Below are 12,238 nucleotides of genomic sequence, written 5' to 3'. Positions count from 1 at the left end.
TTACCTCTTTTATATTTCTTCAGCTAGTTCTTCAAGTTCTTCAGCAGCGGGTAGGAATGGGGCTAAAGGTGCCAGTTCAGTTAGGTTACTTAAACCCATTTTTTCTAAAAATACTTCCGTTGTCCCCCATAAAGTGGCGCCCGTACTGGAGTAGCCAACTTCATCGATTAACCTACGGGCAGCCAGGTTGCGGACCACTGAATCTACATTCACCCCGCGAATACTGGATATTTTCCCTTTAGAAATGGGTTGGCGGTAAGCAATGATTGCGAGTGTTTCCAACGCTGCTTGGGAAAGTTTTTGATTCTCACTGCCCACCACGAACTGTTTCACATACTCGGCATATTTAGGGTTACTGTAAAATCGCCAACCTGTTCCGGCAGGTTTTAAAATGAAACCGCGTTGGTTAAACTCTTCGGCTAACTCATTTAAATGTTTTTCAACCGTAACTGTATCAGTTTGGATAATTTCCGCCAGGTAGGGAACAGTTACTGGAGTTTCTGCAACTATTAAGATTGCTTCAACTATCTTTTTTTGCTCAGCAATGGGTATTTCTTGACTTGAAAACTGAGTGCTCATGTTGACCTCCCGCCAATATCGTTACCATTTAATGATACGTCAGTTAGTTCTCTTTGTATGCTGCGGCGGGCAGATTAAACTGTGAGATTGCTAGCCCGCCCTCGGAAAATCTTATCCGATCCACACTACGTTAAGCGGGGCTAACGGAGCTTCCTGCGCAAAGGAAATCTGTCCTTCCCGAAACAGTTCCAAAAGGGCCAAAAAACGCGAAACTATCATATTGATATCCTCTGTGTCAGCGCATAATTCCTTGAAAGTACACGCTTTCAATTCTCTTAAACGCTGCGCTAAAAGTTCTCTTTGTGGCCCCACTGGCACTAAAACATCATGCAGGTGAGAAATCGTTACCCGCGGAGGTTCTCGAGTCAGTGCCTGCGCCGCTAACTGCGCAAGCTGACTGCTGGTAGTGGTCCAAACTAACTCAGGGAGCAGTTTTTGTAAATCCGGTGGAAGAGGAACCTCTCTGGGATAAGCCTGGGAATGTATTTTCCAAAGTCCGGCAAATACGCCGGCAACTTCCTTAAACGCGCGATATTGTAAAAGCCTGGAAAAAAGTAGGTCCCTGGCTTCTAAATATTCAAAGTCACTTTCGTCATCAGACTCAGTGGTGGGAAGTAAAGAACGGGCTTTGAGGTCTAATAAAGTAGCTGCTACCACCAGAAACTCAGTTGCTTTTGAAAGATCTGGCTGAACTCGCATATATGCGATGAATTCGTCAGTTACCTGGGCTAAAGAAACCTCGGTTATTTCCAGCTCTCGCTTAGAAATCAACCCAAGTAGCAGGTCGAAAGGGCCCGAAAAGTTAGTTAAACTAACTGAAAAATCCGTTTGGGAAGTTTCCGGCGATTTTTCTTGCTTAAGCTGCGTCACCGCGGGCAATCACTTCACGCGCTAGTTGTCGGTAGGCTTCAGCTCCAGCGTGAGTTGGTGCATAGGTGGTAATCGGCTCAGTCGCTACCGAAGCATCGGGGAATTTAACTGTGCGCCGGATCTGAGTCCGATAAACTTTATCGCCGAATGCCTGATGGAGTCGTTCTAAAACCTCACGTGAATGGAGCGTACGAGTATCTACCATCGTGGCTAAAATACCGTCGATCTTCAAACGAGGATTAAGCCTATCAGCCACCATATCAATGGTATCTACCAGCAGAGCCACGCCACGCAGCGCAAAATATTCAGCTTCCAGCGGGATCATCACCCCGTGGGCTGCTGTTAAAGCGTTTACGGTGAGTAACCCTAAGGACGGCTGACAGTCAATGAAAATTACATCGTACTCATCTAATACTGGGCGCAGCACGCGCGTTAATGCTTGTTCGCGGGCCACCTCATTTACCAGCTGCACTTCAGCAGCTGAAAGATCAATGTTAGCGGGAATGATATCCAGGTTCGGCACCTGTGTTTCCACAATCGCATCTTTAACGTTTGTCTTTGCAGACAGTAAAAGATTATAAATCGTGATATCTAAATCCTGGGAAGCTACTCCTAAACCAGCAGAAGCTGCTCCCTGCGGGTCAAAATCGACAATCAGAACCCGACGACCATATTCAGCAAGTGAAGCAGCTAAGTTAATCGTCGTAGTTGTTTTGCCAACTCCACCTTTTTGATTACACATGGCAATGATTCGCGCCGGTCCGTGAGAATCTAGTGGCGCGGGAACAGGGAAATCAATCTCTTCATCATTGCCATTTGGCAATGGAATTAAGTCTAACTGTACATCACTCACCCTCATAGGTTAGCACGAGGATGTGACGCAGCATGGACTTCACGCAGAGTATTCATAGAAACGCGCGTATAAATTTGCGTGGTTGTCACCGAAGCATGTCCCAAAAGCTCCTGCACATCACGAATTGAAGCGCCCCCTTCAAGTAAGTGGGTTGCAAATGAATGCCGTAAAGTGTGCGGAGATACTTCTGCTTGGCACTTGGCTTCAACCGCTGTTTTCACAATAATTTCCCATGCGCTTTGCCTACTTAAAGGCGCGCCCCTTTTATTCAAAAATAAGGGGTGTTCACCGTAGTTACGTTTGGCGCGGGCTAACAGTTCTAATCGACCGTTTGTTAAATATGTTTGTAAAGACCTCACAGCGTAGGAACCGAGGGGAACTAAACGTTCTTTCCGACCTTTGCCAAAAAGTCGCACATGCGGATAATCTCCCTCTAAAAAGAGATCGTCAGGGCTAAGGGCAATTACTTCTGAAATACGCGCGCCCGTTCCATATAGTAGTTCAATTAAGGCGGTATCTCTTAAACCAATCGGGGCGGGACGCTGCCCCGCAGCAGCAAGCATCGCGCCTACTTCTTCCAAAGGAATGGCTTTAGGTAAACTAAGCCCCTGTTTCTTCTGATCCGCATCCTCCGTAGGATCGGCAACTAAGTAGTTATTCTCAATCGCATATCGAAATAGGGCGCGGATGGCTGCTCGAGAACGGGCAATAGAACTGGGAGCTAAAGGTCGCTGCGCTTCAGTACCGGTAGAAAGCAAGGTTAAAAACTGATTGATTAAATCAGTAGTAACTTCACTTAAAGGGGTGGTAGTTAGATTCATCAGGGTGAGGAAACGTTCTAAATCTCGTTGATACCCCGCCACAGTATGCGGGGAAGCCCCTTTTTCTACCGTAAGATAGTCTAAAAAGTCCTCTAAAATCTGCGCAGAGGTGTTTTTTGCCCAATTCTTCGCCATAATATGAAGTGTAAGGGTTTTTTATTTAAGGGGTTTAACAAACATGATTTTAGCTTGGACTGATTTAGATTCACGCGCGGTAACAACCGCGAAAATACTGGCTGCTGACGCAGTAGAAAATGCGGGTTCTGGACACCCAGGAGCGGCGATTTCCCTTGCTCCAGCAGCCTACTTGCTTTTCCAACGACATTTAAAAATCGATCCCACTGACCCAAATTGGATTGGCCGGGATCGTTTTGTTCTTTCTGCCGGACACTCTTCAATCACCCAGTACGTGTCACAGTATTTGGCCGGTGCAGGTCTGAAACTTGACGATTTAAAGAAATTCCGCACTTTTGGTTCCCTCACTCCCGGACACCCTGAATACGGACATACTGATTTCGTGGAAATCACTACCGGCCCGTTAGGTTCAGGAATTGCGTCGGCAGTTGGCATGGCTATGGCCGCACGCCGTCAAAGAGGAATGTTCGATCCACAAGCGCCAACTGGTGAATCCCCTTTCGACCATCACGTGTATGTAATTGCCGGTGATGGTTGTATGCAAGAAGGAATTACCGCTGAAGCCTGCTCACTTGCCGGAGCACAAGAGCTGGGTAATCTGATTGTCATCTGGGATGATAACCATATTTCTATCGAAGATGATACAAATATTACTTTCTCTGAAGATGTGCTGGGTCGTTTCGCAGCGCAAGGTTGGCACACTCAGCGGGTCAATTGGTTACAAGATGACGGAACCTACCACGAAGATGTACATTCATTAGACGCCGCCCTACACGCAGCTAAATCTGAAACTAACCGCCCATCGATTATCGCCTTACGCACGATTATTGGTTGGCCCACTCCCGGTAAACAAAATACCGGTGGAATCCACGGTTCAGCTTTAGGAAATGAAGCACTCACCGGCTTAAAAGAAGCTTTGGGCGCTCCAACTGAGGGGCTCTTCCAAGTTGATACTGAAGCAGTTACCCATGCACAAGAAAATGTTGCCGCCCGCGCTCAGGAACTACGCGCCCACTGGAATGAAAAATTCGCTAGCTGGTTAGCTTCTGCAGGTGAGCGAGCGGAACTTTTCAACCGGCTACATTCAAAAGAAATGCCAGTTAATTGGGAGTCAGCACTCCCAGTTTTCCCTGCTGGTAAGGCAATCGCAACTCGTGCTGCTTCAGGGGAAGTCCTTAATGCCCTCGCCCCAGTTCTACCTGAACTGTGGGGCGGTTCTGCCGACTTGGCTGGTTCTAACAATACGCTTTTGAAAGGCGAAAAGTCATTCCTTCCCGCAGCGCGGGCTTCAAAGCTCTTCGCAGCTTCCCCCTATGGGCGAAACCTCCACTACGGCGTCCGTGAGCACGCTATGGGAGCGGTCATGAATGGGATCGCCTTAGAGGGATTCACCCGAGTTTACGGCGGTACTTTCTTCGTTTTCTCAGACTACATGCGCGGTTCAGTTCGTTTAGCAGCCTTAATGAATCTGCCAGTAACCTACGTGTGGACGCATGATTCGATTGGGGTGGGTGAAGATGGGCCTACCCACCAGCCGGTAGAACATTTAACCGCTTACCGTGCGATTCCTAATCTCGCTTTAGTGCGTCCAGCAGACGCAGCTGAAACTGTGGAGGCTTGGAAGCAAACACTTCTGCAGCGCAGCCCAGTGGCTTTGGTTCTCACCCGTCAGAATCTGCCTAATCCAGAACGCGTCGCCGGTGGCGAGGTGGTTAAGCCAGGTGAGTTGGCTCCGGCTTCTGGTTTGGCTCGCGGCGCATATGTGTTACAGGACTGCGCAGGCACTCCAGATCTGATTTTGATGGGTTCTGGTTCCGAAGTTCAGTGTGCGTTGGAAGCCGCCCGGGTACTTACTTCCGAGGGCGTTGCAGTCCGCGTTGTTTCTATGCCCTGTATGGAATGGTTCGACGCGCAGGACGCGGAGTATAAGGAAGCAGTCCTGCCTGCGAATGTAACCAAACGCGTTTCGATTGAAGCTGGTTTAGCAATGCCTTGGCTGAAGTATTTAGGCTCAGAAGGTAAGGCTGTTTCAATTGAATCTTTCGGTGGAGTTGGCAATGCGGAAGAACTTTTCGCTCATTTTGGAATCACTACTGAGAACCTTTTGAAGGTAGCTCGTGAAGTTTTAGCTAACTAATTGCCTTTCACGGTAGTTTGGGGCGGAGACTGATTAAGTCTCCGCCCCAAACTATTTGTTCACTTAAAGTGGTACGCCCGAACGTAAAAACCACTGTTTTGCACAGGGTAGGCGTATTTGGTTTCTACCGGCGTTTACGAGTTCCGAATATTGTGCGGGAAAACTCCCGTCCCAGCTGCGTACCGAAAGAGCGTAGCGCGGAGCGAAGCATACCTTGCCCCGCTTCAATTATTTCCTCACCGAAACTAGGTTCGGGTTTTGGCTGGCGTTTCGACTTTGGTTTCTCAGCAGGGAAACCCAGCTCCTCCCATGAAGGATCTGCGCCAGTTCCACCGGGATAACCAGTTCCGCCGGGATAACCAGTTCCGCCCGGATAACCACTGCCACCGGGGTAACCACTACCCGTTGAGTAACCGCCTCCCCCAGGGTAACCATTACCTGCCGGCGCATAACCATAGTCCCCCGCAGGTGTCGAACCCGGTACACCAGTAGCATTAGGTACACCAGCAGCATTAGGCACTCCACCAGCATTAGGCACTCCACCAGCAGCTGCCGCTTGAGGATCAGCAGATAAAGCAGTTAGCTTTTCAAAAGCAGAGTAAGGATCAATTTCATCACGGTACTTCGCAAATAACGTTGACCCGGCAATAACAGTTGAAGCACCGCCCTCGGGAAGCGGCCCCATAATCGCCTGGGGAGCAAATAAGCGAGTCGGCGCCACCGGTAACGGCGCACCCTTCTCACTCAAAACAGTAATTGCCGCTTCCCCCGTACCCAAAGTGGTAAGCACCTCATCTAAAAGCAAATCCGTAATCGGGAAAGACGAAACCGTCTTTTTCAAGTCAGCCACATCATTAGGAGTAAAAGCACGCAAACCGTGTACAATCCGCGACCCTAACTGCCCTAACACCTCAGCGGGAATATCCTGCGGAGACTGAGTAATGAAGAAAATCCCCACCCCCTTAGAACGAATCAACTTCACTGTTTGCACAACCTGATCTAAGAACGCAGGAGTCGCATTTTTAAACAGCAAATGCGCTTCGTCAAAGAAAAAAACCAACTTCGGCTTATCTAAATCCCCAGCTTCAGGCAAAGTCTCAAACAAATCCGCCAACATCCACATGATTAGTGAAGAAATAATCGCAGGCTGACGCAAAATCCCATCAATCGCCAGAATTGACACTACCGCACTACCATCGGGATTAACCCTAAAAAGATCAGCCGTATCGAAAGCTGGAGTGCCAAAGAAATCATCTCCACCCTGGCTTTGTAATACCGTTGCCGCGCGAAGAATCACTCCTGCAGTAGCTGAGGAAACTCCCCCAATTTTCTTAAGTTCACTCTTACCATCTTCCGTAAGATACTGAGTGACAGACTTAAGATCCTGCAAATCAATTAATGCCAGCCCCTGCTGATCAGCCCAACTAAAAATAAGCTGCAAAGCCTGTTCTTGAGTAGTGTTTAAACCTAAAATTTTCGCCAATAAAAGCGGGCCAATGTCAGAAAGCGTAGCGCGAACAGGCACATGCGTGGCATTTTCAGCCTCAGCTAATTCCCCTAAAGCAAGTAACTCAATCGGGAAGCCTTTGCCCTCCCAGATTTGACCGATTTTTTCAGAACGAGCCAAAAGCTTTTCAGATGCTTGCCCAGGCGCCCCAATTCCCGTTAAATCACCCTTCACATCGGTTACTAAGGCAGGAACTCCCGCCGCCGAAAGCTTTTCCGCTAAAAGCTGTAAAGTACGGGTTTTACCAGTTCCCGTAGCCCCGGCAATCAACCCATGCCGGTTAAGAATGTTTAATGGAATACTGACTTTTGCTTCCGGATAAGTATTTTCCGAATCAATCGCAACACCAAGCGAAAGTGAATTCTCTTGCGGGTAGGAAGTAGTAATGGCTTCCAAAGTCTTTTTGGATACGGCCCAGCCGTGGGAATCTTTACTCATAGTGTTAAGTTTATCTGTCAATCCAAAGAAATTGATATATCCTCCGCCTAGTTTTCGTTGGGCAGATTTTCTTCACGCCCGTAAAATAGAACTTGGAATGTGTTTAGCTCAGGTAAATTTACCCGGGCAGATAACTAAAATGAGGTCTGCTAATTATGAATCTTCCTCGGCTCTCACCGGCTAATGTCAGGCAAAAAGCCAGCCTACATGATACGCGGGACCGGCGGTTGCCGTTGATTGCACCACCTTGTGATCTGGTAATTTTCGGGATCACTGGCGATTTAGCGCGAAAGAAACTGGTTCCCGCGCTCTACGATTTAGCTAACCGCGGTTTACTTCATCCAGCTTTTGCTTTAACTGGGTTCGCTCGTCGTGACTGGTCAGATGAAGATTTCGCTAACTATATTCAAGACTCGATTAAGTCCTATGCTCGCACTCCGTGGGATGAGCATACTTGGGAACAGTTCCGGGCTGGATTACGTTTCGTTTCGGGTACTTTCGATGACGAGGCCGCTTTTACTCGCCTTGCTGAAACCGTCACTGAACTTGACGAAACCCGTGGTACCGGTGGTAACCATGCGTTCTATCTATCCATTCCCCCAGCATCCTTCCCAAAGGTTGTTTCTCAACTGGCACAATCTGGGTTAAACACTAAGAATCCTGAGAGTTTCCGCCGGGTGATTATTGAAAAACCTTTCGGAGATGATCTTGATTCAGCAAAAGAACTGGCAGCGATCCTTCATGAAGTATTTGCTGAAAAAGATACTTTCCGCATCGACCACTACCTGGGTAAGGAAACTGTACAAAATATTTTGGCAATGCGTTTTTCTAACATTATGTTTGAGCCACTTTGGAACTCGCGCTACGTAGACCACGTACAAATTACCATGGCTGAAGATATTGGGATCGGTACTCGCGCTGGCTACTACGACGGGATTGGTGCTGCTAAAGATGTGATGCAAAATCATTTACTACAGCTTTTAGCCTTAACAGCTATGGAAGAACCCGTGACTTTTAGCGAACATGACCTGCGCGTGGAAAAAGAAAAAGTTCTTTCCGCAGTGCGCCTACCAGAGGACCTGGCCAGTAACACGGTAATTGGCAGATACACTGCCGGATGGCAGGGCGGACAGCAGGTTAAAGGCTACTTAGAAGAGGATAATATTCCCGCTTCTTCTCGGACCGATACTTTCGCAGCAGTTAAACTCTACGTTGATACTAGACGCTGGGCGGGAGTCCCCTTCTATCTACGTACGGGTAAACGCTTAGGTAAACGCGTAACTGAAATTGCCGTGGTATTTAAGCGTGCAGCACATATTCCCTTCGATAAAGCAGCTACCCAAGAGCTGGGAAATAATGCTTTAGTGATTCGAGTTCAACCTGATGAAGGAATCACCTTAAGGTTTGGTTCAAAGATCCCTGGTAATGGAATGCAAGTGCGCGATGTTTCAATGGACTTTGGGTATGGTCATGCTTTTACAGAGGATTCTCCCCTGGCTTATGAACGGCTTTTGCTGGACGCATTAGCCGGGAATTCGCCACTGTTTCCAGGGCAAACTGAAGTGGAACTTTCGTGGGCAATTATGGATCCTATCTTCAAGTACTGGGCTGAAGAGGTCACTCCGGTTCCCTATCGTCCCGGCACTTGGGGTCCCAAAGAAGCACATGAAATCCTTGCAAAAGACGGCAGAAGTTGGAGAAATCCATGATTGAAACATTAACTGACACCACGTCTGCAGCAATCTTTAAACGCTTGGCTCAGCTTACTGAAGAAGCCGCGATTCCTGCTTCTGGGCGGGTACTTAATCTGATTACGGTAGTTGCCGCAGAAACTGAGGTTGCCCCGGCTATTAAGCTGTGTTCGGCTGCTTCAGTGGAACATCCTTGCCGGGTGATTATTGTTGTCAATTCACCGCAGGCCCTTTGCCACGGATTGAATGCTTCACTTCATTACGGCACCGAAATGGGTGCTTCTGACGTGATCGTCCTTAACCCGGGTGGGTGTGCGCCAGAAAGTCTTGACTCTTTAGTGATTCCACTTTTGATCGCCGATACCCCGGTAGTTTGTTTCTGGCCCTTTACGGCTCCGGCAGCGCCAGCTGAACACCCGCTGGGTAGACTGGCTTCCCGGCGAATTACCAACTCTCGGCGGCTTGAAACCCCGTTCGAGTTCATTCGGCAATTAGCTCGCAACTATGCTCCAGGTGATACCGATCTGGCTTGGGCAGCAGTAACTATGTGGCGTGGTCTTTTAGCTGCTTTAGTTGATGAAGCCCAAGTATCCCACTTTGATAAGGTGAAAATTGTCGGTAATCCAACCCATCCGGCGCCCTATTTGCTGGCCAAATGGATTCAGCTGAAGCTCGCTGTGGAGGCAGAGTTTATCCCTAAAGATGTGAAAACCTTAGAATCGGTGGCCCTAATTTCTAAGGGGCAGGTCTATGAACTTTCGCGTGCTGATGATTCAGCTGTCGCTGTTTTGCAGCGCCCTGGTTTAGCTAAGACTATGGTTAATCTTCCGCGGAGACAAGATCACGATTCCCTGATGGAGGATCTACGCTTACTTGACGAGGACATCCTATATAAAGAGGTACTTGCGTTATGTCTTTAACCTCAGATGTGAAAGTCTTTTCCAATGTTAATGAACTTTATGCGAAGGTAGCGCAGGCCTTTATCCGAAAAATTACCGAACTTTCGAAGCAGCGTTCGCGGATTCAGCTGGGAGTCTCTGGTGGCTCGATTGCTACTAAATTGTTCCCGATGGTAAGCCAATTTTTGGAAGCTCACCCAGAAGTAATTGATAACTGGGTGCCGATTCACATTTGGTTAGTTGATGAACGGCATGTGCCTATAACTTCCGCTGAGCGCACTTCTACTTTGGTGCGTAAATATTTGACGGATCAGTACCCGATTTTTACTTTGCATGATGTTTTACCCCCCGACACCTGTGCAGACCCGGTGGCTGCGGCGCGCGCCTACGAGCAGGAACTTAAAGAAGTTTTCTCTCCTGCGCAAGGTAGTTTAGATGCGCTTTCTAAGAAAGCGCAGACAGTACGGCTTGATTTCGCATTACTGGGAATGGGCCCCGATGGGCATTTTGCCTCTTTGTTTCCCTCACATGAGTCCTTGCAGGCGGCTGGCTTAGTTACTGCCGAGTTGGATTCTCCGAAGCCACCTGCCATTAGGGTGACGATGACTTTGGAGTTACTGCGGCGCACGCAGGTTTCTTGGTTTGTCGTGACTGGAAGTGATAAAGCACTGGCTTTAGCCCATGCAATACATGGGGCTGATTATCGAGAAGTTCCTGCTTCAGCAATGAATCAGGTGGGCACAATTTGGTGGTGTGACGCAGCGGCGGCAGTGCGCGTTAATCCCCTGGGTTAGTTTAGTTTTCTTTTCTTAACTTTTCGAGGGCGGTGTTTAAAAGCTCTTCAGCTTCAGCTTGGCTACGCCGAAGCTGAAGCTCTTGGTGGTGTGATTTCGAAAAAGCTTGCTTTGCCGTTTCTGGGTTTTCAACTCTAGAGTTTCCTGGCCCCTCCCCTGTTTGTGTCTGCGTGTGGGGGGATTTGGTGGGTCTGCTGCGGTAAGCCGGTTGTTGGCATGTGGCGCAGGGCCTGCTTGGTGGTGCGTCTAAAAGTGCTTCAACACTATAACTAACGCGCGTGACGTGGTCACGCGCGCAGAAGTATTCGACCTGGGCCGATTGTGGCATTTTCAGAGTGCGAATTTGCTGAGAATACCGATCGCAACGATTACGGTGATCCAGACGGTGAGGGTTGCCAAGGTGATCCGGTTTAGGTTGCGTTCAGCTACGCCAGAAGAACCGGCTGTCTGAGAAAGTCCGCCACCGAACATATCGGATACGCCGCCGCCTTTACCTTTGTGCATTAGTACAGTGAGGATTAAAAAAAGGCTAGAGATTACCAGCAGGACGTATAGAAAGTAGAGGAAGGCGTTCATGCGGTTTTCCCTTTCGAGTTTGCAACTTAAGACAAATTTCTTATCAACTTATCAAGTTTATCTAATTTAACAGCAAATGCCTAGTTGATTGCCGCTGCTGCCTTAGAAATAGTTTGGGTGGGAAGAAATAGTTTCTTCCCACCCAAACTTAAGTTAGCCGATTAGGCATCAAAGCGTGCAATCTTTGAGAATTCGCCTGCTTCTAGTGATGCTCCGCCTACCAATGCGCCGTCTACATCTGCTTTTGCCATGATGTCAGCTACGTTGGAGGACTTCACAGAGCCACCGTAGAGAATGCGGGTTGCTGCAGCAGTTTCCTCGTCGTATAGTTCGCTAATGCGTACGCGGATAGCTGCGCAAACTTCCTGTGCGTCTTCTGGGGTGGCTACTTCACCAGTTCCGATTGCCCAGATTGGTTCGTAGGCGATAACTGATTTCGCAACTTCTTCAGCTGAGAATCCTGCCAGCGCACCGTCGATCTGTGCCAGTACGTGTGGGACGTGTTCGCCAGCTTTACGTACTTCAAGGCCTTCACCGCAGCAGATAATCGGGGTCATGCCATTTTCTAATGCAACGCGGGCTTTTTGGTTTACCTTCTGGTCGCATTCGCCGTGGTATTCGCGGCGTTCTGAGTGTCCCACCACAATGTAAGATACGCCGAGTTTCTTCAGCATATTTGCGGATACTTCACCGGTGTATGCACCGGATGCGTGTACAGAGACGTCCTGTGCACCGTATTTGATGCCCATTTCGTCACCTTCAACAACGGTTTGTACGGAACGAATATCGGTAAATGGGGGGATGACGACAACTTCAGTCTTGCTGTAGTCGAAGTTTGCGTCGGTTAGTGCCATGTGCAGGCCCTGTACCAAATGGATTGCTTCCAAGTGGTCCAGGTTCATTTTCCAGTTACCTGCCATTAGGGGAATACGGGTCAT

Annotated in this window: 11 protein-coding genes; 4 read left to right on the top strand and 7 right to left on the bottom strand. The window is 48.6% G+C overall.

Features of this window, described 5'->3' with window-relative positions; all coding sequences use genetic code 11:
• Positions 1–9: 9 nt before the first annotated feature.
• The 4 genes from scpB to NXS08_RS02350 form a co-directional block, all read right to left on the bottom strand.
• Complete coding sequence (gene scpB, locus NXS08_RS02365) at positions 10–579, bottom strand: SMC-Scp complex subunit ScpB (RefSeq protein ID WP_259136798.1); 570 nt, start codon at positions 577–579, stop codon at positions 10–12.
• A gap of 111 nt (positions 580–690) precedes the next feature.
• Positions 691–1,449, bottom strand: a complete 759-nt coding sequence (locus tag NXS08_RS02360; RefSeq protein ID WP_259136795.1) for a ScpA family protein — start codon at positions 1,447–1,449, stop codon at positions 691–693.
• On the bottom strand, positions 1,436–2,308 hold the full coding sequence (locus tag NXS08_RS02355) for a ParA family protein (protein ID WP_259136792.1): 873 nt from the start codon (positions 2,306–2,308) through the stop codon (positions 1,436–1,438). Before NXS08_RS02355 ends, NXS08_RS02360 begins: the two co-directional genes overlap by 14 nt.
• The gene (locus NXS08_RS02350) at positions 2,305–3,258 is read right to left on the bottom strand and encodes a tyrosine recombinase (protein ID WP_259136790.1); all 954 of its coding nucleotides are present in this window, start codon (positions 3,256–3,258) and stop codon (positions 2,305–2,307) included. The genes NXS08_RS02355 and NXS08_RS02350 overlap by 4 nt, the downstream gene beginning before the upstream one ends.
• A 43-nt stretch (positions 3,259–3,301) precedes the next feature.
• Here NXS08_RS02350 and tkt point away from each other — a divergent pair, with 43 nt between their 5' ends.
• On the top strand, positions 3,302–5,395 hold the full coding sequence (gene tkt, locus NXS08_RS02345; RefSeq protein WP_259136787.1) for a transketolase: 2,094 nt from the start codon (positions 3,302–3,304) through the stop codon (positions 5,393–5,395).
• A gap of 124 nt (positions 5,396–5,519) precedes the next feature.
• Here the strand turns inward: tkt and NXS08_RS02340 are convergent, their stop codons facing one another.
• Positions 5,520–7,340 carry a DUF853 domain-containing protein gene (locus NXS08_RS02340; protein WP_259136784.1) on the bottom strand — a complete coding sequence of 607 codons (1,821 nt, stop codon included), beginning with the start codon at positions 7,338–7,340 and terminating at the stop codon, positions 5,520–5,522.
• A 155-nt stretch (positions 7,341–7,495) separates the two neighbouring features.
• Here NXS08_RS02340 and zwf point away from each other — a divergent pair, with 155 nt between their 5' ends.
• Genes zwf through pgl form a run of 3 tightly spaced genes read left to right on the top strand, consistent with a single transcriptional unit; the run spans position 7,496 to position 10,724 of the window.
• Positions 7,496–9,049 (top strand): glucose-6-phosphate dehydrogenase, encoded by a 1,554-nt coding sequence (gene zwf / locus NXS08_RS02335; protein WP_259136782.1) that lies wholly within the window; start codon positions 7,496–7,498, stop codon positions 9,047–9,049.
• Complete coding sequence (locus NXS08_RS02330) at positions 9,046–9,951, top strand: glucose-6-phosphate dehydrogenase assembly protein OpcA (protein WP_259136780.1); 906 nt, start codon at positions 9,046–9,048, stop codon at positions 9,949–9,951. The genes zwf and NXS08_RS02330 overlap by 4 nt, the downstream gene beginning before the upstream one ends.
• Complete coding sequence (gene pgl / locus NXS08_RS02325; RefSeq protein WP_259136778.1) at positions 9,942–10,724, top strand: 6-phosphogluconolactonase; 783 nt, start codon at positions 9,942–9,944, stop codon at positions 10,722–10,724. The genes NXS08_RS02330 and pgl overlap by 10 nt, the downstream gene beginning before the upstream one ends.
• A 330-nt stretch (positions 10,725–11,054) precedes the next feature.
• Here the strand turns inward: pgl and secG are convergent, their stop codons facing one another.
• Positions 11,055–11,300, bottom strand: a complete 246-nt coding sequence (gene secG, locus NXS08_RS02320; RefSeq protein ID WP_259136775.1) for a preprotein translocase subunit SecG — start codon at positions 11,298–11,300, stop codon at positions 11,055–11,057.
• Positions 11,301–11,461: 161 nt separating this feature from the next.
• Entirely contained in the window at positions 11,462–12,238 is a 777-nt protein-coding gene (gene tpiA / locus NXS08_RS02315; protein ID WP_259136773.1) for a triose-phosphate isomerase, read from the bottom strand.

The sequence above is a fragment of the Gleimia sp. 6138-11-ORH1 genome, assembly GCF_024814355.1.
Taxonomy (GTDB): Bacteria; Actinomycetota; Actinomycetes; order Actinomycetales; family Actinomycetaceae; genus Gleimia.
Note: the sequence above shows the minus strand (reverse complement) of the source record. Positions and strands in the feature narration are given on the sequence as shown.